General features: G+C 42.0%; 20 protein-coding genes and 1 pseudogene. 6 read left to right on the top strand and 15 right to left on the bottom strand.

The annotated features are described in order from the left end of the window. Window positions 1-14 precede the first annotated feature (14 nt). Window positions 15-305 carry an SH3 domain-containing protein gene (locus HWQ38_RS05410; RefSeq protein ID WP_292790812.1) on the bottom strand — a complete coding sequence of 97 codons (291 nt, stop codon included), beginning with the start codon at window positions 303-305 and terminating at the stop codon, window positions 15-17. A 142-nt stretch (window positions 306-447) separates the two neighbouring features. On the opposite strand from HWQ38_RS05410, the gene HWQ38_RS05405 reads away from it, so the two are divergent. Both HWQ38_RS05405 and HWQ38_RS05400 read left to right on the top strand, forming a co-directional pair. Continuing rightward, window positions 448-1,110 carry a hypothetical protein gene (locus tag HWQ38_RS05405; RefSeq protein WP_292790810.1) on the top strand — a complete coding sequence of 221 codons (663 nt, stop codon included), beginning with the start codon at window positions 448-450 and terminating at the stop codon, window positions 1,108-1,110. Between the two features lie 17 nt (window positions 1,111-1,127). Next, window positions 1,128-1,391: a hypothetical protein gene (locus tag HWQ38_RS05400; RefSeq protein ID WP_292790808.1), complete on the top strand. Its 264-nt coding sequence runs from the start codon at window positions 1,128-1,130 to the stop codon at window positions 1,389-1,391. Between the two features lie 972 nt (window positions 1,392-2,363). Here HWQ38_RS05400 and HWQ38_RS05395 read toward each other — a convergent pair. After that, entirely contained in the window at window positions 2,364-3,170 is an 807-nt protein-coding gene (locus HWQ38_RS05395; protein ID WP_292790806.1) for an NlpC/P60 family protein, read from the bottom strand. A 256-nt stretch (window positions 3,171-3,426) separates the two neighbouring features. Here HWQ38_RS05395 and radC point away from each other — a divergent pair. Continuing rightward, a pseudogene (gene radC, locus HWQ38_RS05390) lies at window positions 3,427-3,840 on the top strand (DNA repair protein RadC); the annotation flags it as partial. 426 nt (window positions 3,841-4,266) lie between these two features. Here the strand turns inward: radC and HWQ38_RS05385 are convergent. The 7 genes from HWQ38_RS05385 to HWQ38_RS05355 all read right to left on the bottom strand — a co-directional run bounded on the left by HWQ38_RS05385 (window position 4,267) and on the right by HWQ38_RS05355 (window position 13,993). Continuing rightward, complete coding sequence (locus HWQ38_RS05385; protein ID WP_292790804.1) at window positions 4,267-4,905, bottom strand: hypothetical protein; 639 nt, start codon at window positions 4,903-4,905, stop codon at window positions 4,267-4,269. A gap of 204 nt (window positions 4,906-5,109) precedes the next feature. Next, complete coding sequence (locus HWQ38_RS05380) at window positions 5,110-6,654, bottom strand: hypothetical protein (RefSeq protein WP_292790802.1); 1,545 nt, start codon at window positions 6,652-6,654, stop codon at window positions 5,110-5,112. 27 nt (window positions 6,655-6,681) lie between these two features. Continuing rightward, the gene (locus tag HWQ38_RS05375; RefSeq protein ID WP_292790800.1) at window positions 6,682-8,247 is read right to left on the bottom strand and encodes a sodium:proton antiporter; all 1,566 of its coding nucleotides are present in this window, start codon (window positions 8,245-8,247) and stop codon (window positions 6,682-6,684) included. Between the two features lie 41 nt (window positions 8,248-8,288). Then, the gene (locus HWQ38_RS05370; protein ID WP_292790798.1) at window positions 8,289-11,294 is read right to left on the bottom strand and encodes an MFS transporter; all 3,006 of its coding nucleotides are present in this window, start codon (window positions 11,292-11,294) and stop codon (window positions 8,289-8,291) included. Between the two features lie 410 nt (window positions 11,295-11,704). Then, window positions 11,705-12,106, bottom strand: coding sequence for a transcriptional regulator (locus HWQ38_RS05365; protein ID WP_292790796.1), 402 nt, complete (start codon window positions 12,104-12,106; stop codon window positions 11,705-11,707). After that, window positions 12,090-12,389, bottom strand: coding sequence for a type II toxin-antitoxin system HigB family toxin (locus HWQ38_RS05360; protein WP_292790794.1), 300 nt, complete (start codon window positions 12,387-12,389; stop codon window positions 12,090-12,092). Before HWQ38_RS05360 ends, HWQ38_RS05365 begins: the two co-directional genes overlap by 17 nt. Window positions 12,390-12,394: 5 nt before the next feature. Beyond that, window positions 12,395-13,993, bottom strand: a complete 1,599-nt coding sequence (locus HWQ38_RS05355; protein ID WP_292790791.1) for an Hsp70 family protein — start codon at window positions 13,991-13,993, stop codon at window positions 12,395-12,397. 803 nt (window positions 13,994-14,796) lie between these two features. On the opposite strand from HWQ38_RS05355, the gene HWQ38_RS05350 reads away from it, so the two are divergent. Continuing rightward, the gene (locus HWQ38_RS05350) at window positions 14,797-15,597 is read left to right on the top strand and encodes a CDP-diacylglycerol diphosphatase (protein WP_292790789.1); all 801 of its coding nucleotides are present in this window, start codon (window positions 14,797-14,799) and stop codon (window positions 15,595-15,597) included. A gap of 723 nt (window positions 15,598-16,320) precedes the next feature. Here HWQ38_RS05350 and HWQ38_RS05345 read toward each other — a convergent pair. The 4 genes from HWQ38_RS05345 to HWQ38_RS05330 all read right to left on the bottom strand — a co-directional run bounded on the left by HWQ38_RS05345 (window position 16,321) and on the right by HWQ38_RS05330 (window position 19,921). Next, window positions 16,321-16,560 carry a hypothetical protein gene (locus HWQ38_RS05345; protein WP_292790787.1) on the bottom strand — a complete coding sequence of 80 codons (240 nt, stop codon included), beginning with the start codon at window positions 16,558-16,560 and terminating at the stop codon, window positions 16,321-16,323. A gap of 315 nt (window positions 16,561-16,875) precedes the next feature. Beyond that, window positions 16,876-17,859: a polysaccharide deacetylase family protein gene (locus HWQ38_RS05340; RefSeq protein ID WP_292790786.1), complete on the bottom strand. Its 984-nt coding sequence runs from the start codon at window positions 17,857-17,859 to the stop codon at window positions 16,876-16,878. A gap of 99 nt (window positions 17,860-17,958) precedes the next feature. After that, complete coding sequence (locus tag HWQ38_RS05335; RefSeq protein WP_292790784.1) at window positions 17,959-18,840, bottom strand: aspartoacylase; 882 nt, start codon at window positions 18,838-18,840, stop codon at window positions 17,959-17,961. A gap of 25 nt (window positions 18,841-18,865) precedes the next feature. Further along, the gene (locus HWQ38_RS05330; RefSeq protein WP_292790781.1) at window positions 18,866-19,921 is read right to left on the bottom strand and encodes a glutathione S-transferase family protein; all 1,056 of its coding nucleotides are present in this window, start codon (window positions 19,919-19,921) and stop codon (window positions 18,866-18,868) included. Between the two features lie 696 nt (window positions 19,922-20,617). Here HWQ38_RS05330 and HWQ38_RS05325 point away from each other — a divergent pair. Together HWQ38_RS05325 and HWQ38_RS05320 are read left to right on the top strand one after the other, a co-directional pair. After that, window positions 20,618-22,102 carry a galactose oxidase-like domain-containing protein gene (locus HWQ38_RS05325; RefSeq protein ID WP_292790779.1) on the top strand — a complete coding sequence of 495 codons (1,485 nt, stop codon included), beginning with the start codon at window positions 20,618-20,620 and terminating at the stop codon, window positions 22,100-22,102. Between the two features lie 56 nt (window positions 22,103-22,158). Then, on the top strand, window positions 22,159-23,091 hold the full coding sequence (locus HWQ38_RS05320) for a hypothetical protein (RefSeq protein WP_292790776.1): 933 nt from the start codon (window positions 22,159-22,161) through the stop codon (window positions 23,089-23,091). A gap of 124 nt (window positions 23,092-23,215) precedes the next feature. On the opposite strand, the gene rbsK is transcribed toward HWQ38_RS05320, so the two are convergent. After that, window positions 23,216-24,145: a ribokinase gene (rbsK, locus tag HWQ38_RS05315; RefSeq protein ID WP_292790774.1), complete on the bottom strand. Its 930-nt coding sequence runs from the start codon at window positions 24,143-24,145 to the stop codon at window positions 23,216-23,218. 298 nt (window positions 24,146-24,443) lie between these two features. Beyond that, on the bottom strand, window positions 24,444-24,677 hold the full coding sequence (locus tag HWQ38_RS40345; protein WP_366933237.1) for an RHS repeat domain-containing protein: 234 nt from the start codon (window positions 24,675-24,677) through the stop codon (window positions 24,444-24,446). Window positions 24,678-24,829: the final 152 nt, after the last annotated feature.

Genomic DNA, 24,829 nt, shown 5'->3' with positions numbered 1-24,829 from the left:
AGCAATTACAACCTTTAGTAGCAACTGATAAACTCCCTAAAAACCCAACCCCAGACAAAGCCATTGAAGCCTACTTTGGCCCACTGCCGTCCTTTTTCGTCAGGAACAATTTCATATATATAAACTTCTGTACCATTTTTTACTGTGCCTGTTATTTGCTCGTTGGGTGCTATGCGTAGATTTAATGGGGTTCCAGTTGGGTCTGTAATCTTACAAACTGTTACTTCAGCTTTTGCAGGGAACGAAGTAAACGCAGTAGCTAGAGCTAATATGACTGCACTCACCATAAGTTTATGATTTTTCATGACTGCCTATGAATAGTTAGGTTATCTCATCCAGTTTCCGTGAAGAATATAATTTTATACATCAGTAATATCTTCAGACTTAGGGAATTGCGAATCTGATTTGGTTCTATCCATATAAATATATCTATAGATACTTTTGAATATGCCTACACCAATCCTGGAATTACCGCCTACTTGGGCAGCATCAAAGCGCGTCACCGTACCAGTCACCAAAACGAAATTAGGAGACGGCTATGAGCAGGTAGTAGCTCTTGGGACAACAGGGGCGATGGAGGAATGGGATGTACAAAGCCCCGCGCTGCTGTCCGCGATCGCCCTTGATAAACTGTCGCAACTGCAAACGTTTTCAGGAGTCACCGCTTTTTATTGGAGTCCCGACAACAGTACTTACATCCCGCGTAAAACCTACGCTTGCGGGGGCTGGAAAGTAACTAGGCTAGGTAATAGCTATCAGCAGATTGCTGCTACTTTTCGTCAGTTGCCATCGCCATCATTTCAAATAGTTTGTGATGGTAGAGCGCTGGAATTCTTGCCAGAGTCTTACGGCTCCTTCTTCACTTTTCTAATCTCTCTGACACCCAGTTCTCCGAGTAGTGGGGCAATTCAGGTGCATAAGTGGATAAATGATTTATCGACTTTTAGCAACCGAATTTGGCTAGCAGATATCAACAAAGGAAACTATTTTACATTTGCGCCAACCGCACAAGCCAAATATTTTACCTTCAATCCAACGAAAGGAAGTTATAAAAGGATGCTGCATATTACGGCTGATTATAATACGCTAAACTTTAGTGGGTTTTCTTGAATTGGAGCCGCGACAACATGAAAGGGGTGGCAGAGGGAGTAAACAAAGATAATTCTGATCTGTACATTGATTCAGCCCGTTGGCGTAATAAAGATGACTGGCAAACGGGTATACCAGTTCGAGCCAAGCTTAGAAATGGTGATCACAAAACAGCAGATATTGGTGTGCTTGAAAAGGCTTCGTTACTCGCTTGGCTGCGATCGCACGGCGGCGACAATCCGGTTGCTGAAAATACAGTAGGCATATTGCTGGGTCATGGGCATTTACACCCACACGCTTAACCACCTGACATAGATTTGGTTTTAGGGTATAACGAATGGGTTTTGGCAACCTGTAAAACCCATGCATGGCAAAGGTTTGAAGCCTATAACGAATGATTTTGGCAACCCGTAAAACCCATACACAGCAAGCGTTTTGATTTTTCCGATTTCAAATCGGAGAATTCCCCGAATTAGAATCACTCTGTTTTGAAAACGGAACGAGTCAAAACTGTAAATTTACAGGATTAAGTCACAGCAATGATTTAAGCGAGGTTAGAGACAATATGACCCTAACATCTTACAACCGCACAAAAAGCACTGCATAATGGCTGAGATACTTGTATGACATAGGTTTTACAGGCGCACAAAAATATCTCCATATATGGTGTGAAACCATGTATTAAAACAAACATCATTTTGGTGGTAATTGATGTACAGCAGTGGTTTCAGTAGATTATTACTTATGAGCTTACCTCACTCCGTTTTGAAACCGCTCTGGCAAAGGTGTATATAGTCAAACACGGGAAAAACCGGGATTGATGTATGACAATGCTTTCAGCAAGTGAGTACGGGCAAGATTATCTTTCTCCGTTTTAAAAACGGAGAACTCATTGAACTTGTAACGTGGTCAGAAAGGGTAAGAATAATCTTCTTACCCTTTGCCGTGAAATGGCTAAAACCATTACAAATACTCAATTACCTATTTTTCCGGGAATTGGCAAAGGGTGTCAGTACTATATACACCCTTACAAGCAAGATAGATTTCGGTCAGCCTCAACAACTTACACCACAAGCACTCTAGTCTTACAAGTTTGTTATTTCGGTCAGCCTCAAAGCCTTATTCTTTCGTTGACGAATTCACATACGCTCCGATTTCAAATCGGAACTGTTACAAAAGCTATGGCAGGTGTTATGTGATTTATATGTGTTATGCGTATGTTCTATATAAGTTATGTGTTATTTATAGTTTATATATTACGCATAATTTCAGTATTAAGACCCGTGGTTCTTTTCGTACCGAATGACAGCCCGTGTCCTTTCTACCCAATACCCACCGTACATAAATATCTCACTCAACCGCCCCTCTCCCAGATTGTGCAGCGCCTTCCCAGTTGAGGGATCTAAAAGGATCGCGGCGTGGTGAATGCGATCGCCCACAATACACATCAGCATCACATCGTTGGCTTGAAGCGGTTCATCAGCTTCAAGTTGTCGAAAACCTAATGCATCAAAGTTACTTCTGAACATATCCCAATCGGGTGAAATCGTTTCTTCAATGTCACCCCGTGGAAAATCTGGAAGCTCAATACCCAGCATCCCTTTGTAGTAACTCCGAAACAACGTGTAACAATCGCTACGGTTATACTCGAATTTCCAACCTAAGTAATATTCGAGTTCCTTCGGAGAATGGGTATTAGGTATTAGAGGATAAGGGTATAAGGTGTTGGGATCGTAGTAGTCCCATTGCCCGAAAGCAGTGTGGTAAAGGAGGTAAGGTATTTTTGATGCTTTGCTATTACTGATGTCTGTAGCGCTAAGTAACGCTGGCTGTGAGTCTTGCCAGTGGGTGTGATAGATTGCCGTTACTGGCGTAAGTGCGTTTATTTCTTCAAAGTAGTCTGCTGAAATTTCAAAAGCTTCTTGGGGGTTTTCTGAGATATTTGCACAAGGCTGAGTATCGTCAGCCTCGTGAACAAACCCACATATTTCTAGGTTGGGGACATATTGAGCGTGAGCAATAATTCGCTGTTTAATTTTGGCTGTCAGCGTAAACACTTGTGTTGAGCGAAGTCGAAACATAAAAAATCCTCAGATAACTCGAGGATATAATTATCTAGCTATATTTTTAAAATTATTTCTGCAACAACCCCATCCATGATAACCACTTTCTCTATTAATGTGCGAAATAGTATTCGCTTCTCATCGTCCGGTAGCGTGTGCCAGTATAGTGGATCGGGGAGCGATCGCATTGTCTAATTTAGGGCAAATTTAGGACAAGTTTAAATTCATGGCCTTGAAACCATTGCTGTTAAAGCATTAAATCAATATATATTTCCGTCCTAATGACGGCACATTAATTGATAGCCCACTTGCTGCTGCTGCTACCCTTAGCCAAGATTTGATGTGGCAAATAAAAGAACGTTTTGCAGTGGTGTTGTTAGATGTGAAGAATCGCTTATTAGGTACACAAGTAATTACCATTGGTACCGCAACCGAAACCCTAGCCTCTCCTCGTGAAATCTTTCGAGAAGTTATTCGTCAAGGAGCAACGCGGGTAATAGTTGCCCACAACCATCCTTCTGGGAACCTTGAACCCAGCCAGGAAGATATAGAATTGACGCGCCAATTGTTAGCAGGAGCGCAGCTTTTGGGCATTCCGGTGCTAGATCATCTGATTTTGGGCAATGGCAATCATCAAAGTTTACGGGAACTGACAACCTTGTGGGATGAGCATCCACAGGGAGATTAAATGGGAGCATCTCAGTTTTGCAAATATCACCGTAGGAGAAACGCTGACACGCACTACGAGATACCAGTGGGAGAGAATCAAACACCTGCTACCTGGGCGAGAGGGCTATGTGGGAGCTACAAAAGACAGATAATCCATTAGTTCTCTATTTCCTCTAGATTCTCAAGCTTGACTAGAAATCAAAGCCTGCATTTAAAGCCTTTCGGAAAAATCCTGTCTATAAGAAGTAATAATAGCGATCGCACCATTTTTCGGTTAACCTCACTTGCATCGCATTGCTCCCCATCTAAACTTCTTAAAGCTTTAGAACGACGGCACAGAAGAAGAAAAGACTGAAAAAAGGTACATCGAAAAATTAGGATTATACGCTATAGATTTAAGCATTCAAGACCATTTTTTTGTCTCTACGGATTGTTGAGCCAGGAGTCAGATGTCTCGTGGACGAAGCCAAGTGACAACTGGAAGTCCCAGCAAAAAAAATAGAGAAATATTTGGCTCAGGAACTGAAGTAGTGGAAATAGGTGTCACAGTAATATTATCAAGTCCCATAGGATTAGAACAACACGTTAATGCCGGGTTAGTTAGAGAGATTCTCAGGCTGTCGATTAAGTAATTCGAGTTCGGGTTGACCACAGTTTGAAAATTACCAAAAGTGTTTGGAACCCTACCTTCAAAATAAAATACCGCCGTTGAATTCAAGAATCCCGTTATTACATAAGGGATTGGAGTCACACTGGAGTAAAGATCGACTGAGCTGAATGTAAACGTGGAGTCAGCGTTTGTAATTTGAATTGTAGCAGCCAGGGAGTTCTGACCAGCCTCATTCGTAAACTCTATGAAGGGAGCCGGATTCCCGTATGAATCAATTGCAACCCAGGGACCGGAAACTGCCGAAGTTGTAAAACCAGATTCAGTATAGGTTGATAGCGTCCCTACAGATGCTTGCTGAAACGTAATCATCGCTGCAGATGCCGTTTGATGTACTCCGAGCAGCAGTCCAAGTAAAGTAACCAAGTGTGCAGCAGGAGCTATGGGTATCAAAAATTTCAACTTTTTATTTAACATCTTTAACTTAAGTTTTTTGGTAAGATGGGAAAATAATCCCATGTACTTATTAACTTGTCAACAAACCAAACTTTTTACTACACCGTAGCTCCTTACTAAGGAGAAAACTGGGGTGAAATTTAGGCTTTCTACGAAAGTGAGATATCCCCAATTAAATGAACAGAACGCGGCGATGCAGAAAGTTATTTCATGAATTTTAAATTGTTAAGCTTCATCTACCCAATAAAGATAATATTGTTCACTATCCACCCAGCTTTTCTGAAAATCTTTGATCGGAACAATCTTTAAGTCATTGCGGTTGATATTCAGTTTTTTATTTAAAATCAGCAAAATTTTCTTTTGCTTATCTTGATTTTTGAGTAGAGAATTAATTTGGGTTAATATCTCCGTTTGTTCGACTTCTTGACGACCTTTTTTAAATAGGGTAAAGCTTCCCATTTTTTGAAGCTCAGGATAGTAAAACTTTCGATTGAGATAACCCGCTAAAGGAGCCATATTTGCATCTCGACTGGCAACAATAAACTCCTTATCTAACCCAGCTTTTTGAAGATATTGAGCTGTTTCTCGACTTGCAGAAAATGGTACAACTAAATCTCTAGAAAAACTATAAATACCTCCCCCAAACTGGACATAAAGAATTAACATCAAAGCGATATGATGCCATTTGTTCACAAATGCAATTGAATGGGGACGAATAGAAAACTTGTTGAGTAAAACTGTAGACTCTTGATAATAACTTCCCAGCCATAAAGCCGCTATCAGAACTAAATAGAAATGTCCAAAATGCCGAGGCATACCGAGAAATCTGAAGTAGGTAAAGGCAAAGATTACACAATTTCCGATAATGTATAAAAATAGAGGAACTGGTTTTTTAGATAGTTTAATCAAGGTTAAAATTACAATAAATAAAGCAATTGCTGCACAAACAATTAAATCTAACCATCTTTTGTGTGCCGGAATAATTAATAAATAACTACCAAATACTCTACCTATGCTTCTCAACAAATGACGGATATCTAGTTGCATTATCCAACCATTATTCAACCCACCATAAAGATAACTATCTATCGGAGGAGTCAGAATATAAATGGATAAAACAAAAGAAAATGTGACAATTGCAATACTTAAAAATAAATCGGATTTTTGGCTTTGACTAAAATACTGCTGGCGATGTTCGCTATCAAAACAAAATTCAGCTAGCAAAGTCAATGATAAAGAAAATGATACCAATAAACCATAAGCACTACTATTTGCTAGTAAACCCAATAAGATTGCTAAATAAACATAAGTTATTTTTCTGGATGAAAAAACGGTACAGAATGCAAAAATGAACAACATACTAAAGGCATAATTTCGAGAAATTAAAAGATATTCATAAAAAGGAAAAAACCCAAAGGAAAATAGAAATTTTTGTTGAGAATTAAAAGGGCTATATAGACAAAAAATCGCAACTGAAACAACTGTAATTGCCCAATGAAAAATTTGCATAATCATCGGATTATCTACTATTTTTCTAAGAATTGCTAGAGAAAAATACCAGAGAATAGGATGACCTTCATAATGAATATTTGCAATTAAATCGCCGAAAGATTCACTATCTCTGACAATCAGCCAGGGATTTAGTTCATCTCGCCACATCGAATGGTTGAGAATACCTATTAAACCAAGAACGGAAAAAATAATGATAATAAACCAAGGAGAATGAAAAGGTAATCTCGAAATATATTTGATGATTTTTTGCTTTAACATTGTTAGTTCAGAATGAAATTTATCAGGTCAAGCTTCTTTTTGATGATTCGGCAAAACATCCTCAAGCATAGATGCTAATTCTTTATTTAAGCGACCAGATTTGACAAATTCTGCATAAGTATCTGCCTCAATTGCTAATAGTTCTCCTCGTAATTGTTCCGTTATAAAAATCTGAAGATTGGGGTACTCATCCTGTAATTTGTCAATTTTCGTCCGTAAATCTGCAAGTTCACCTTTAATTAGTGTCTCCTGATAACGGCGATCTGGGTCAATACCGGGGCGTTGGTCTGCCTGGAGGTGTTGCAAAACACGTTCTAGGGCGACATGACGGGCAACTAATTCTAAATATTGCTCACGTAAGGGTGCATCACCTAGTAAATTGAGTTTTTCCAGCAAAGGTTTGATGGTCAATCCTTGAACAAGTAGAGTAAATAAAACTACTCCAAACACCGTAGCGATGATTTTTTCTCGCTCTGGCATTGTCGTTGGTACACTCAATGCTAGGGCAATGGAAACGGAACCACGTAACCCACCCCACCATAGGATAGTTTGTTCTGGTAAAGAAATTTCGGATTTGGTGATGCTAACGCTTAATTTAGTGAGAATGTAAATAGCAATTGCCCGGATCACAATCATTGCTGCCACTGTCACCATAATGATTTGCAGGTTTTCACCTAAACTAGCAAAGCTTATTTGGTCGCCAATCAGCAAGAAGACAATTGAGTTAACAAAGAATGCCAAAAATTCCCAAAATTCGGAGATAATAATCCGGGTGCGGGGACTCATGCCTATACGAGAGCCAAAGTTGCCTAAAATTAAACCTGTGGTGACAACTCCAATTACTCCAGAACCGCCTAAGTCTTCGGTAATTAGGTAAGTGCTGTAGGCGGAAACTAGGGTTAAGGATTGTTCCACCAAGGGCAAATCAAAGCGCTGGGTAAAGTAGGAAATGCTAAATCCGATAAAACCTCCCACCCCTACACCGATGCCAACAACTGAAAATAACTTCACTAAAATAGGCTGGAATTCCAATTCCACAGTTCCCAAAGATAACGCCACCAAAAAACCAAAGGCAACTACAGCCATGCCATCATTGAACAAGCTTTCGCCTTCCATTAAGGTGACAAGACGACTATCTACGCCCAGTTCACGAAACAAAGCGGTGACAGAAACAGGGTCAGTTGCAGCAAGGCTGGCTGCGATCAGTAAAGCTGTAGTTAGGGAAATACCAGCGAGTTGATTGAGAACGATCGCTACCCCGGCGATCGCAATTACCACCCCAAACACCGCATACAGGCAAATAGGCACTAAATCCCGCTTCAGTTCTGACCATTTTAAATTCCATGCGGCTTCAAACAATAGCGGTGGTAAAAAAATGAACAAAATTAATTCCGGGGAAAGGGTTACTAAACGGACATCCGCAAAGGCTAACCCTAAGCCGACAATCACCAGTAGTAAAGTGTAAGGTATATGGCGAAACCAGCTAAATATCTGCGGTAGTGTCGCCACACTGAGAGACACCGAAAGCACCAACAGAAATTGCTTAAGATTGTTTGTAATAATTTCCTCAGCGATCGCTGATTTAAGCACCATAGGGAAATTCCTGGTATGAAATTATTCCAGCAGAGATTTTTTCAATTGTAAGTTTTAACCTGGTATTTTTCGAGCAACTCTTTAACTTGAGCCGCCACTAGAGGATGTGGATCTTTTTCTAACTGGGGGAGGATTTGCAGGAGAACGCGATGTGAAACCATATTTAAGTATGCGATCGCAGCTTCTCTAACAAAGCCAGTTGGATGACGCAAACTCACTAAAATCTCAGAACTGGTCAGTGGGATGCGAGTCACTTGAGCAAAATGAAAACAGCAAGCTAAACACCAGTCAGAAAGGAAGTTACCCAACATTAGCAATCTGTGGAGGCGATCGCTAATTACCATATTCTCATATTCTCCGATTTTGGCTTCTATAAGATGTTGCAATTTTTCTGACTGCGGGCGGTTATCTAAAATATTCAGCAATAAGGACTTTGAAGACAAAGTTATGGTATGCTCTAAGATTTCTAACCCTCGTGCTAAGTTTACCAATGAGAGCGATCGCAGATTGAACGCTGCTGCCTGCATCTTTTCTGGCGAGTAAAGCAGTTTTAGTAGCAGTAGCAGCCGCTCTTTGACATCCAATTCTAATTCTAAAAGGGCGCGTTCCAGTAATTCACAAACAATCACAATCCTCTGACTGGATTGATGATTTCCTTTTTGGTCTAATGTTTTAAAGTCAATATATGCGGCGTAAATCTCACCTAAAAACTTTAATTCCTGCTTGATTAAATTTTCTACCCGACTTTCATAAAATCGATCAACTAAACCTATAATTCCTGGTTTTTTATGTATTTTTACTAAGCTACGAAGAATATGATCCCTAGTAATACCATAAGATGTTTCCAAGTTTTCCCATAAAGTCTCCAATGCTTCTTGGGTGCCAATTTGAGCAATGGTGCGCCAAGCATACATCCGCACTACTTCCGGTTTGTAAATATTAGTAGCCAACCGTAACAGCATTTCTAAAGCTTCATTTTCCAGTCGCACTAGGGCTGACATTGCTGTACTGCGGGTTGATTTGTAATAAAGTGCTGCAATCAGCGCCGAATAGTACTCTTCTAAATGAGTTGCTGCAATCATTTCCAATACGGCACAGCGCACCCGTAAAGACTCATCTTGTAATAAATTCGGGATGTGAATCCGCAGCGCCTGCAAATAAACTGCTTCTCTGAGCGCTCTGACTCCATTCACCCGTTCGCGTTCTAGCTTATGAGTCAACATCCGGCGCATGGTTTGGGTAGCTGCTACCTTTTGCATCGGCGTTCCCTGACGTAAGACTAAAGCGGCGGCGGTGGCGCGGATGAGTGAGTTTTGGCGGGGGTTCAGGTATTCTTCTAGGAGGCTTAAATTGGGATTTGGTTCAGCCAGCCAAATGTAGCGCAGTGCTAAAGCAAAAACTTCGGGGTTAGTTTCTTGGGATTGTTCTAACAAAGGACGGATGGCGGCTAGATAAGTGGGATTTGCACCTGCCATCAGCATTACTTCCAAACTTTGGCGCTGCAAATCTGGGGTTAACTTGATTAGTAGAGGTGCTAAAACCTCCGCAGCTCCTGGGGAGTCCATTTGGGCTAAAAGTTCAATGCAAGAGCGTTTATCAGTCTCGCTGCCTTTTTCTGCTAAAGCTTTGATTACCCCCTGCTTGAAGAATCGTAAGCCCACATTGGTTGCACTCAATTGACCCCGCGCTACACTCAAGACTAACAGTTCAACATAGCGCGATCGCAATTCCCAAACTACTGTTAAACAGGTGCCAGCGATCAGCATTGTTTCTGCTACCAACACCCATTTTTGCATTGGTACAGGTACAAACCGCCCACAAAACAATAGAGTTACAAAAATTAGCGCTCCTGTCAAACCTGTAGCGATCGCTTCGGCAGTTCCGCCAGATAAAGTCTGCATCCGGCTGCGAATTGCCTCTGGAATCGGTTGGTACAAGATGGGGCCGCTACTCATGACAAAGGTGTAGCGCAGAAGTTCATCACAGAATTTGACAATTATCAGACCCCAGAAAAAGCTTTGCGATTGCATGGCTGGAATTAAATACAGCAATAGCAGCACCCCTGGTAGGGAAAAGCCGACGGTGATTGGTAAAAGCGTGGCTGTGAAAAATACTCCCATCCGTTCGATGATTCGGCTGGAAACAAACCACTGCAACGACAACTCACACAGTCCCAACATCCCCCCAAAAATACCCAAGAAGCTAGCGAGTTCTCGGTCACTCAAATTCGCTTGAAGTTCACGCAGATATTGAAAATCTACTAACAACCCAATGACTTGTAATAAACCCACAAAGGCAAACAACGAAAAGACATAGCGCTTCAGTGGACTTTTAACAAAACGCTGCCGTGAGCCTTGTTCTTCAGGAATTAGTCTTTGTGGGGTTTCAGGAAAAGCTGCTCGATAGTGATTAGTTAAATAAAATAGAATCCCCGATCCGAATAAAATCACTACACAGGCGATGAGGATGATCTTATTTAGCGAGGTGTATTGCACTAGCCAAGGCAAACTAAAACCACTGATTACATCTGCTACCAAAAGACCACTACTTACCAGTGGGTAAGTGCGCTTAATCTCCCGAATGTTAAATAGTTGGTTGGCGACGATGGAAGTGTTGAGGTCATTGACTACATAAAGTGCATCTACCCACAGCCGCAGCAGAAATACCGAAATCACTGCCAAGTAGGAAAAATGCGATCCCCAACGGACTAAAATTAATAAAACTAATGGCATCAACATACAAGGTGCGATCGCTACAATCACCCGGCGTAAGGGAAAAATCCTTTGCAGCCAAGAGTATAAATAAACCAGTCCGGCACTCATCGCGGCACTGGAAATATACATCCACGGCAGTAGGTTAGTCCCATATTCATCCAAAAACAGCGCCACTGTACTGTCCTCTGCCCACCGCAATCCTACAGATACAGTTGTGTAAAATAGAAACATTAACTGAGTTCGTTCGCTCTCCTCTGGTCGGAGATTCACCCACTGTAGTAGTCGTGGTAAAGCAACTTTATTTGCAGCCAACCAGTGATTTTTCAGTTCCATGCAGTTTTATTTTCTGGTAGTATCACCGTGTAAGGGGAGCGTGGGAGCAGGGAAAGTAAATTCTCTCTCATCTCCCACCCTGTGAAAAGCTAAAGCTACATCTCCTGGAAATAGCAAAAGTCCTGAGCAACTGAGTATTATGTTTCCCATTCCGGCTTCAAGACTATCGATTTTAGATAAATTTAAATGTCCTTAGAGGTAGGGGGGCGTAGATGTGCATTCATGCAAACTTAAGCCTTGGCGAATTCTAACCGCCCTTTTAACCCAGATTCAGCACTTCATCTTGTAGTCTGAAAAGCAATACAAAAATCTGCAAGTGGATATTTCAATAGACATAGGAGTGAAAAAGAATGTAGAGACGTAGCAGTGCTACGTCTCTACAAGGGTTCTGGGTAACGATCTTAAAAGCCCTAATTCTCAAACAAACTAGTATCAACGTGAAAAAATTTGCCTAAGTCCTTAGCCATTTCCTGGGTAATTTCTTGTTTTCCACTCATAACTTGAGAAACAACCTCTCTTGAACCAAGAATTGCTACCAACTCAGCTTCCTTAACACTCTGAGCATCAATCAGATGGAGAAACATTGAGTGTGCCGTTGATTCTCCCATTGGATAATGCTCATCCTCATACTTTTCTATCAGAGCGATCAACAAATCTAATAATGCCGATTCTTCCAAAGTTCGGTTAACTCGATGAGACAGTTCCTCAGCTAGTGCAATAGCTTGCTCGTTTTCCACATCTGTTTTAATAACCTTGGGTTGATATTTAGCAAGCAAACTAGCATAAGTTTCACGGTTAAAAGTAAGGGTCATTTTTCCACATATCCTTATCGTATTCTGCATGCGTCAAAATGTATTTAAGATAAGTTATTTGGTCACTATAAACCAAATCAACTATCAGACGATATTTGTTGCCTTTGATATTAAAAACAGTAAAATTCCCAACAGCTTCTGCTTGAGGATAAACTGCTTGCACTTGGGCAAGATTATTCCATGTAGCTTTATTAGCTGCCTTGTACCAGTTTTTAAGTGCATCACAGAAATCAGCATAATTTTGGCAAAATTCGCGCAGCTTTTTACGACTGATGATGTGCATTATATCTAGCTCAACTGTGCCACAAGTTGATTTTCCAACAGCGTATCATTAGTTAACAAGTCCTCAACGGTGATTCGCAAAAAGCGTTGCTCATCAACTTGAAAAAGGATTTTTATCCGATCGCTTCCAGGATATCCGACTGGTGTCAGTTGGGCAATTGTCCTCGCGCCTTCTTGATCGTTGAGGGGTTTAACGCTGGTTTCACTACCATCCAGACGGCGAGTAATCAAGCGATCGCCATCAAAATAAACTTCAGTATTACCTGTATCTGCTCCCAATTCTCCCATAATTAACTCAATACTAGGCTGATTTTCCAAAGAAGCGCCTAAGACTAATTCCACTGGCTGACTCATTGGATATGCCTGTCCAGCTTTAATTAAAGAATGCCATTTGTGACGCTGGTTGCGGCGATCCCAGTAGCGAATACCATAACTATGATACAGAAAGTCTTTGATTTGTATCCCTTGAGCTAACTGTAATGCACCTTGAGCGATCGCTTCAAAAGGACGTTCGCAACGGATTTTTTCTGGCTCAAAATACTGTTTGATCCATGTCTGCACTGCCGGCAATTGCACTGTCCCACCAACTAACAAAACTGCATTAATATCTGCAAGTTCTATCCCTTGGCGTTTTGCTTGCTGCAACAGTGTTGTCATCGACTCATCCAGTAACTCAAAAAATGCGTGTTCTTTGAGGATATTTTCAAAAGTGTCGCGGTTTAATTCCAGTTCATAGCTTTCAAATGTCTCATCGTCAAAATAAACTTCACTAGCTTGGTTTTGGGTTGATAGCTGAATTTTTACTCGTTCTGCCAATCGTGTTGTCAACGGACTTACCGCCAACTCTTGAGTTTTGGCAAAGTAATCTACTAACCAATTATCAATATCAGTACCGCCTAAATTTTGCCCAGCTTTCGCCAGGACACGGGCAGTTTTGACTTTTTGTTTTGAATCTTCAGCCAAGGACTTATTACCCCATTTGAGGATAAATCCAAGCGGCTTTGTGGTTGCTTGCACGCCTTGATCTAATAGGACAAGAGACAAATCCAAAGTACCGCCACCAAAATCAATCACCAAGAGAATTTCTTGATCTGCCAAGCCATAACCCAAGGCGGCGGCTGTGGGTTCATCCAGCATCCGCACCTGTTCCACGGGAAGGGCTTGACAAACTTTTCCCAACCAGTGACGATAAGCTTCAAAACTGTCTACGGGTACGGTTAAGATGAGAGAATCTAACCCACCTTGCAGGGGTGCTAGTTGCTCAATCACCTGAGTAAGAAACCATTGCCCTACTTGTTCAAAAGTGACAATTTGCCCATCTAGTTCCGGTAAGAAACCTTGGATATCTGCACCGATACCCCGCTTGAAACTGCGGAAAAATCGCGTTTCGCCCTTGAGGTCAAGACCGCGATCGCGTACTTGTTGCCCGACTAAGACTTTATTTTGGGTTGCGTCTTCAACATAAACCAAGCTGGGAATCAGTGGCGGATTGAGACTTTGTTTAATTGATAAACCCGGTAGATTCAGGGTTTCTGGCTGTTGGGTTACAGGGTTCCAACGAGCAATGACTGTGTTGCTAGTACCAAAATCGATTGCGATCGCCATATTTTATATTTATTCTCTCGCACGAAGATGCCAAAGCTGCTTTATCTGTGATTATTCTCTATAACCCACCAAGAATGCAAATGCACCCACACGCTTGCTTCTTTGCATCCCAACCCAGATATCGATTCAGTCCGTTGCAGCTAAGTGTTAGCACAGTTAGACAATTGGCTTGTCAGAAAGCATGGAAATCATTGGCTGTAAATGTATAAAAGGAGCAATAAACTCAACAGCAGGCTTTATCATAGTTGCAGTCTTTTTCTTATTGGCATGAGGTGCTTAAACTCACTTCACACGCAGATGCTGAAATGACATTGATTGTGAAGTCATAGCTAACAGTAGAGTTTTGGGCTTGACTTGTTGCAATTACACCAGTGGTAAGAGCAGCAGTTGCGATCCAAATTGAAAATTTGGGCAATAGTTTGAGCATGGTAGTATTGATGGTTTAAGTTTAGTACTTTCGGATAATTTGTATGATCGCCTATTGAAGCGATCGCCATTTTTTATTTTACTGTCTAACTCCGATTTCTATTTTTCCTCTGCATAGAGTGAGTGACAAAAGAGGGTTAGTCAACTCTTCTAATACTGTTCGCTCTTCGGCTGTCAAGGTGACGATGTACTTTTTCTTTGGCATCAGTGCTAAGTTTTTTCAGTCACAATTCCTTTTAGATTATTTTCCCTGACTCTATCCCTCAATTCAAACTTTACAGAGTAGTAGTCTGTCAAGCTAATTTTGCTAAGTAGCACCTCTAATTGGTAAACTTTTAAGAATTTGTATACTGTCAATGCCACATAGGAAGTAAGTAATGCGCCTATTTTCTACAAGAGGTTTGCCCAAGTCCCGTCTCTGGCGCAGGGCTGTTACCGCGCTAGTACTGGTAGGTGCGGTGACAGGTTTGATTGCCGATCATACTCGCAAGAGCAATGCCTTGTGGCGCATCGTCCATGAGGCTTGCGTCCCCAACCAAGAAAAGCAAGGCAATCCCGCGCCTTGTACCTTGGTTGATTTGAAACAGGGCTATGTCCTGTTGAAAGACCGGGTAGGAAAGACGCAATATCTGCTTCTACCAACTGCCCGGATTTCCGGCATTGAAAGCGCTAGCCTGCTGGCGAGGGATACCCCAAATTACTGGAAGTCCGCCTGGGACTCGCGCGCTCTAATATCGCAGCGCTTGGGACGAAGGCTGGCGAGGGATGCGATAGGCATGGCGGTCAATTCCGCCTTTGGACGCAGCCAGAACCAGTTGCACATCCATATCGATTGCATAGCCCCCGACGTGCGGGCGCAACTACGCGCCCACTTAAGCGCCATTGGGTCGCACTGGGCGAATCTGCCTTTCCATCTGGATGGGCATCCCTATCGGGCCAGGCGCGTCGATTCCGCAAGTTTGCAAGGCGTGAATCCATTCGTGCTGCTGGCACAAGATGTACAACAATCCATGGTACATGACATGAAACGCCAGACTCTCGTGGTGCTGGGGGTGGTATTCGAGGATGGAAGCGATGGCTTCATCTTGCTGACAGATACGGCGGATGCACTGCAAGGCGACTTCGCTAATGGGGAGGAATTGCTTGACCATGCCTGCACCATCGCTCAGAAACCTTGACGATAGGCGTTGTTGCGTGAATAGGGAAAAATGGTAAATTTTACTTAGCCCTCTTTCATCATCAGTCTTGGAGAAAGCAATCGCTGCAAGGCTTACGCGACTTTGGTTTCCAAGTTTTAGCTATATTATTTGAATTTGTATTAGAAAATAAAGCCTCAAACCTTGATAGGGTCATAGTGGCAGCATAGTGCAAAGGGTGAAATGAGCAGTGATACCAAAAGTTACGCGCTTGGACTTGATGAGCCACTTTCAATACTGCGATCACCAAAACGCACACTATGACAAACCCCGAAAACCTCAGCGATCGCCGAAACGGGGAAATTGTTCGTTAAGGCTGTAATCGTAATCCTTTTACAGTAATAGTTTCAGCAATGTATATCTGGGGTAATATTTTGTCAATAAAACAACGTAAGTGACCAAAAAGCTGATTATTTCGTTCACCAATCCAGGCGATTAACCCAGACTTATAAATAAGACACATAGCAAACCTACTTACATAGATTATATTGTTAAATTGCCTGAGCGATCGCTGGAGGAGTTTTGTCGCTGGGTGTACCGCTTTATGGGCAATGCTCAGTTCATCTCTCCTCAACATCTAGCTGAACAACACCAGAAATTTGCTCGTGCATTAATAGATCGGTATTCTTCCAAAGCCACATAAATCAGAATTTTAGTACAGAAACCTAATCTAACCCGGAACTCCGGGTTAGTGGTAGTTCACGCTCAATCTTCATGCCGTAACTGCCATACTGCACCGAAAGCGGCCCCAGCCCCAGCTAACAATCCGGTACTCATTCCTTGGATAGTTTTTTGGATTGGATTTTGAGTTAGACACTCACTTGTAACCTTACTGTCATCCAAGCAGAGACTACTTTCTGCCCAACCAGCAGTACCTCCTAAAATCACACCAGTTATACTACAGGAAAGAACTAGCAGCAAAAGACGTTTATTTTTTCTAGCCATAGATAGATGTTTCAAAGATTGAATATAGTAAGCGCACTCACTTACTTTACACATTCTTGCTAGCAAATGTCAGCTGCCTTCAAGAGAACTGGCTGTTATTCAAAATCTAGACAAGTATTAAAAAATCTGATTAGACATCGCATCTTCAAAAAATAACCTCTGGGGAAGGATATCACCAAAGGTTTTTAATCAAGACATTAGAATCGGTAACTATTTTAAAAATAAATTTATCTTTTTGCCAACACTCTTTTCTCCTTCTCAAAAACAGGTCAAAGTTTATTTTGTTTGTAATTAAGGATACAAATTGGATTGATATTACCTCTTTTGAGGTACTAATACAGGCAGTTGACGGGCGCCGGCTACGAATTTGGCGTGTTGTCCAACAGTCAAAACATTGAACTGACTCGATATAAGTTCTAAACTTTTATTCACTATTGCCAGCTTTTTGTAGGTGGGAACGCTCATACCAGGAAAGAATGATAGTTCTGGCACATCCTCTTGACTTAAAAAGTCTGTAGGATGGAGTAGCAAAGAAGGCTGGACGTGTGTAAGTTTACATAGCCACAGAGCAATTCGCAGGTAGAGTAATGCCACTTCCGAAGAAAAGGTACTCAGATACATGATGTAACTGAAGTGAATTGGCACCTTGAAAATTGGCATCGTGGTAACGGGAATCTCAATCAGTTTATCCTTACCCATGTGCCACTGGTAAGCTTTTAGAGGCTGCAAACCGTCTTTGAAACCGCCAAATAGAGCTTCCCGTTTCTTGCGTTCTTCCTTGCTCAGTTTACAGGTCATTAAATAATAAGCTCGTGCTATAGGCCCCAAAAATGTGGGAAAAGTCGAAGCATCATATTCGTATCCCCGTCTTGCTAAGACTTTCAATACCGCAGGAGAAAAACTGTATCCAGGCCCTCGAAAACCGATAGGATGTTGACGAGTGACGCGCTTGATATGTTCTTCAGCCAAGGCCACCTCTTGTTCAATCTCATCCTCTGAATACAGATGTAGCCAAGGATCATGATAAAATGAATGATTGCCAATTTCGTGACCAGCGATCGCGATCGCTTGTAATGCCTTAGTATTCTTTTCCAGCGCTGCATCCTGACCGACAATGAATACTGTGATTGTCAAATCCCATTGCTGGAGAATATCTAAGAAACGAGGTACTGCGATATCCAGGTAAGATGGGAAAGTCTCCCAACCCGGAGCGCCCTGATTTTTTAGATAAGACCAAATATTATCCAAATCTAAAGAAAGACTGGCTATTGGTTTGTTTGCTGGTCGTTTAGTTGTCATTATTAGTTTAAATATTAGGACAATTTTAAGCGTAAAATAGACTGTTATTTTTGGGCTTTATCAGTCAAGTTTCGGACTTCGACTCAGGGCTTCTAAGCACTAAATATTGATTTGCTGTCTCTGAGTCAAACACATGGCAATTCCCTTTTCGTAGTAAGCTGCCTCATTAATAAAAATCGGCCAAACGGTAGATGTTCCCTGATAAACAATTGTTTGATCATCAAAAGTTAGAAAAATTGGATCTCCTGGATTCAAGGCTTGATAATCTTTGTCCTGAAGCTCTGGATGAATCATTCCAAATATTGTCCCATCCTGTTTTTTTGGATAGTCCACATCAGATAAATGGTCATAAAGAATCAACGTTTCTTTAGTTGATGGAATTTCACCCTGGTTAAATTGTTCCAGATAGTCCATAACTGTGTGAACAAGTTCTTCTGTTTGTTGGAACAACGTCGCTTTTAAGAGGCTTTGGGCAATGGGACCAACCTCGATCATAAAGCCTAATTCGCACAGAGAATTTACAAATGGGTTTTCTTCAACTGATTTAAAAGAGCAGCGATAAACCCTCACCAAAGGATTAATTTGGCTCAGATAAGCAGCTAATTTCAAGTTTAAGGGATGACTGTTTACCAAAATAATTGTCAGACCCATATTAGCTGTAGTGCTGTGCAAATCTAAGATGAAATCTGCTTTATCCCCATTTGATATTAGAGTGTTCTGAATTGATTTAGCTTGCAATTCTTCGTAACTGTTCCGAGTCGCATCTGCTAAATCTTGCTTGAGAAAACAGCGATTTAAATCCTTCTCTACATATCGCCTCCTGGCGGCAAAAGCCTTAGGATTTGCTAATAGACTGACTGTCTCAAAACTTGGTCTAGTAATTAGATGGGGAAACTGGGCAAATTTTTGGATTAGATAAGCCCCTGTAAACTCATTGCCATGAGTTCCACCGACAATTGCAACTCGATTAATCTGGTTCACGATTACACCTACTTCTTAATGTACCTTATGAAGCATTCACTTTGCCGATGCGATCGCGACCATGTGGTTGATCAAGATAAGACATATCAGGCCCATCGGGAATGATTCCGCCTGGATTGAGTGGGAATAGGTTCCCGTAGTAGTCCCGCTTCACACTCTCGACATCGCAGGTGTCAGCAACACCTGGAAGCTGATATAGATCACGCAGATAACCTCCTAGATTCTGATAGTCTTGAATTCGCCGCCGATTGCACTTAAACAACCCGTAATAGGCACTATCAAACCGAAATAACGTTGTGAATAAACGCACATCTGCGAGTGTGAGATTGTCTCCGCACAGATAGCGATTAGTCTGCAATGCAATTTCAATCTCATCAAGAGTTGTGAACAGTTCATTACAAGCTTGATTGTATGCTTCTTGAGTTTGGGCAAAGCCGCAGCGATACACACCGTTATTTACCGCCTGATAAATTTTCTCATTCCACCAGTCAATTTTCTCTTTGAGTGCTTCTGGGTAGAGATCGAGTGTGGGATTGTTGGCGAACTCGTTAAACTGAGAGTTCAGCATCACAATAATCTCTGAACTCTCATTATTGACGATAGTTTTTGTTTGGCTATCCCATAGTACTGGCACTGTAGAGCGTCCACTGTAACCAGGTTCTGCCAGTTGATAAAATTCAGCTAGTGTACTACAACCCTGTTCCTCTTGGTTAAATATCCAACCGCCTTCAATGGGAGAAGGAGAGACGATACATACTGATATTACTGCTTCGAGTTTTTTGAGCGATCGCACAACCAGGGTTCGGTGCGCCCAAGGACAGCCCAGCCCAACATAGAGTTTGTAGCGCCCCTCTGCTGGTGGGTAGAGATTCCCTAACTCTGTGCCAATGAACTTCCGAAACTGGCTATTCGGACGAATATACGCTCCCGACTGATTGCTAGGAGCAAGCTTTGACATCATGATCTGCCAGATAGTCGTCCAGACATACTTTCCCAGCCAGATGATCAGCTTGGGAGGGAGTGTTCTGCCCTTTTTCTTTGGGAGATTTTTCTCCTCATCCATCCGAGTTGAGTTGCTCATGGCGACAATCTGGCTTTGGGAGGGATTGACATTACCACTGTTTCAACTAAGTAGGTTTCCATGCTTACAACTCACTCTGAGTTTTACTACTTTACTACGCTTTGCCTGTATTTTGTATCATGCTCATTACAAAAAATGTCTCAGCTTTAAGCTAATCGTCATGGAAATTACATCTTTGGATGTATGTAACCTATGTAACATAACAGGATTGCTGAAAAGTTAAGGTGATCAACCATTTATTTATCAATAAGTAGTGGTCTTTAAAACCTAGTCAAAAATCCACATCGTAAACACAATTTTTTAGCTAATGATAGTCAATGGCGCAACTGCTACCATACTCCGACGACGAAGGGGGCTACGCGCAGCGTCTCCATTTGTGCAGCGTCACTAAGGGAAGGAGAAGTTCTGAGCAAAGAAAACCGACCCTCTGACTTCTCAGTGCGTTTACGTGTCGTATTTAAAAGCATCGTTCATCCTTACCCTCAAAAACCTAATATAACGCTTAATTAGCTACTATATCGCATAAATTTTTCAGTGCAATTACTTATTTAATAACCTAACTTCACATGATCTTGATAGAAATAACATCACACCTTAACACTAAGTAAACCGAAAAAAATATAAGTTTAGAAAGAAATTACTCAAAGAAAGAAAGAACAAAAACATCAAATTTACGTAGGAATAATTGTAGATAAAGTGACTCAACTTAATAACAAAACTAACCTTCTAGAAGAAACGGATTTAGGGACTTTAATAGCTCAGGGTGCTACTACAGACAAATGGCAAGTATTGCCGTACAGTTCTCCAATCCTACCTATACATGCCGCCCTACTTCGGACTGGTAAGATATTATTTTTCTGTGGCTCAGGTAATGATCCCACTCGGTTAAATACTCCCTATGACAGTGTGGTTTGGGATGTAAACAAGGGAACCTTTTCCCGTCAAGCGCCTCCATTGGATAGTAATAATCAACCTATTGACCTTTTTTGCGCTGGTCACTCCTTCACCCCTGATGGGATGTTAATGGTTGTGGGTGGAACTCTGCGCTATGACCCATTTTATGGTTCACCCTCTGTTCTGATGTTTAATCCCATTACCGAGAAATGGGTCAAGAACGCATCAATGAATAATGGCCGGTGGTATGCTACTGCGTTAACACTAGGGAGCGGTCGTATCCTTGCAGTGTCTGGATTAGATAAAGATGGCAACCTCAACAGACAACCAGAAATTTATTCTTCTACATTTGCAAATGGTTGGAACGCTTTTCCAACAAGTAGTTCATACCCGCAATACGCACAGCTGTTTCTCCTAAGTAATGGAAACATCTTTTATTCAGGTGGTCACATGGGCGGCAGTGGAGTGACGCCAAGGATACTAACCCTGCCGGGGACATTTACACAATCCATCACAGAAAAACTGGTGCCAGGGCTGCAAGATCAAGATTTCGGTAATCAAGCTGCCAGCGTGCTTTTACCACCCGCACAAGACCAAAAAGTGATGATTATGGGTGGGGGTAATGATACTACGACAACAGCCAGGGTGAATATTGTAAATCTAAACCGGACTAATCCAACTTACGTAGGATCAAGGTTTCTAAAATATGCTCGGATGCATCTGAGCGCAGTTTTGTTGCCCGATCGCACAGTGTTTGTTTGCAATGGTAGCAAAATGAATGAGGACACAACAAAATCAATGCTGCCAGCAGAAATCTACAATCCAGCCACAAATACCTGGACAGCAGTAGCTAAACAAATTGTCCCCCGCGTATATCACTCAGTCGCCTTGCTCCTGCCAGATGGTAGGGTAATAGCAGCTGGAGGCAATCCTCAACGGAGAGTCAATGAACTGCGATTAGAAATCTACAGTCCTGCGTATATGTCGCGGTCACGACCAATCATTCAGAGAGCTCCTCAAACATTGAGCTACGGGCTGCAATTTACGATTCAAACACCCCAGGCTAGGAATATTAAATGGGTTAGTCTGATTAGACCAATGGCGACCACCCATTCCTGCGATACAGAACAAAGGTTAGTGGATGTACCGATTAATTCTCGGAACGCGACTTCTCTGAATGTCACACTAACAAACAATCGAAACATAGCACCACCAGGTTGGTACATGCTTTTTATTAGTGACAACAATGGGACACCCTCAGTAGCAACCTGGACGCAATTATTTTAGCCTTACCCGTTTACGTTCAATACACTGCACTTTAACTAAACTCTAGGAGTGGAAATATGAATTACAAGCTATCACGTCGAAAATTTGGCCAGCTGGCACTTGCTGGAACTATAGTATCTGGACTTAGTTATCAAACCAACAAAGCCTTCGGGCAAACACCAAATTTAAAAATTATCGGTATAGGTTCTAGCCCGATTATCAGCAGTGACCAAACGGATAGTCCAGAGGTAAACACCACCGAATTAAACAGCATTACCCCAAAAAATGTAGCCACAGATGTTAAGCCTGTAGGACTTGTTTTGCAATCCTTAACCACAGGAAAAGCTCAGATACTTGTGAACAAAAGTACACCTTTAGTAGAGTCTAACGAGACATTGAGCGGCTTCACTTCTTTAAGCGATGGTACACTGGTCGTAGCCATTACTCCTGTTAGCACTAGTAGGAAAGAGGCGACACCCACTCGGATTACATTTTTGAGTACACCTGTAAAAACTTTGATAGTTTCAGGGCTTGAACAGAATCAACAGCTTGGGAGCTTGCTAGGTACTAATGATGGGCGACTCATCGGTCTAGTAGGTAAGAATAACGGTACACCACCGATCAGATTGGTAGATATTAACCTTCAAACAGGAGAGATCAGTTTCATTAATAAGGTTAAATTCCCGGAGGATGAGCGGGTTAGCAATCTAGCTGAATGCCCCGATGGAAAACTCTATACCTCTTTAGTTGAATCCGATGGTGATACATTTCTGGTGCAGCTAGATTCAAATCAAAAAAACCCGATCAGACTGGGACAATTGCAAGTTAATGGTCAAGCATGGAATAATGGCTTACAAAGCTTAGTTTGCTCTGGAACAGGTCAACTCCTCGCCTTTGGAGCGCTGAGGTATCAAACACCTAATACTGTGTATAGCGTAGATAAGAACAGTGGAAACATGACTCGGCTAGAAGACTTTGACGCTACTCAGATTGCGCTTGCTCGTGCTTAGAATAAATTGAGCCGATATCTAAGAAAAAAGTGCCAAGCCCTCATCTGGTTTTGAGGGCTTTTTATTGGCATTGATTGGTACACCTTATTATTAAGAATATTTTAATTGATTGACAAAAGGCGCTTTATTCTAAAGTCTCAGAGATGCTAAGAAACGCATCAAATGTAAACCTATCTGGTAGCGAAGTTTGTGCGCCTAGTTTTGTTGTTGCCAAAGCACCTGCTGCTGCACCCCAAACAACTGCCTGATCTAAAGAAAGTCCTTCAAAAAGTGCCGCTGTTAAGCCGCCATTAAAAGCATCGCCAGCAGCTACTGTGTCAACCGCATGAACTGGAAACGCGGGTACAAAAAACTTTTCCTCAGCAGTGGCACAAAAAACACCTTTAGCACCCAGTTTAACGATCGCACATTTCACACCCCGTTGTAATAAAACTTCAGCTGCTTTGGCTGCTTGTTCCTCTCCATCCACCGGAAAACCCACTAACTGCGCTGCTTCAATTTCATTCGGGGTGATAATATCCACTAACGGGTAAAGTTCATCTGGGAAATCAGATTGGGCGGGTGCAGGGTCGAGAATTACGGTTATTTTGGTTTTTCTGGCGGCTTTAGCGGCTGCAACCACGGCAGTAATCGGAATTTCTAATTGTAAAAGCAGTGCTGTAGCTAATGGTAATAAATGGGACAATCGTTCGACATCTTCTTGATTGACACATCCATTTGCACCAGGAATTACAATAATTTGATTTTCACCCGCATGATTGACGGCGATGATGGCGACTCCAGAACTAACAGTTTTATCCACGAAAATATTGTCAATCTGCACACCAGATGCTTGCAAATTGTTGACAAGTTCTACACCAAAACCGTCTGCACCTACACGCCCCACCATTTGGGTAGGAATTCCCAATCTTGCTAATGCTACAGCTTGATTAGCTCCTTTACCTCCCGAAACTTGAAAAAAGTCTTCTCCTAGCAACGTTTCTCCTGGGACTGGCAATCGGGGTGCTGTTGCTACCAAGTCTATATTGATGCTGCCGAAGACGATAATACTCATGATGCTTATTTTTGTTGATCGTCAAGTCATTCAGCCTAATATTACAGGATGCGATCGCAATGGTTGAAACAACTAAATATCACGCGATGTGCGACTTATATTATGTCCGCTTGATTACTTATTAAACCCGAAGAACCCCAAAGAGCCAAAGCTGCGCGTTGTCTCCCCTCCCCGCCTGCGGGGAGGGGATTAAGGGAAACCCGCTTCCATTCCCCTCCGCTATAGCGCTACCGTATATACACAAGTGCTCAGGTGTATCATCTGCGTAAATTACCTGATTTTGCCGACCTACCGCATCTTAGCGAAACTCTGTGCGATTATCACGCTCATCAATTTGGGCTTTTACTAGACCATCGCTGTAATATTCGGTACGAGTTTTAGTATTGTCATCCCAATTATTTGGTGTTGAATCTGGATTGAGAGTTTCAATTAGCCTACCGACATCATCATAAACAAAGCGCGTTTCGCGTCCAGCTTTATCAACGGAGGTAATTATACGCCCAGCAGCATCGTAGCGGCTAGTTTCGCGCAGGTTATCATCAAAAGGAATCTACCAATGGCGATCGCCGCATAACATAGTCCCTGAGGTAGACGAGGTCAATAGGAATAGCTAAATCTTGGTTTTGACTCAATACGGTTCAGTTAAGGCTATGCAGTGCTTAAAATAACAAACACAGGAGGATT

Source organism: Nostoc sp. NMS7 (assembly GCF_017115085.1).
GTDB lineage: Bacteria > Cyanobacteriota > Cyanobacteriia > Cyanobacteriales > Nostocaceae > Nostoc.
This window is presented reverse-complemented; position numbering and strand designations above follow the sequence as displayed.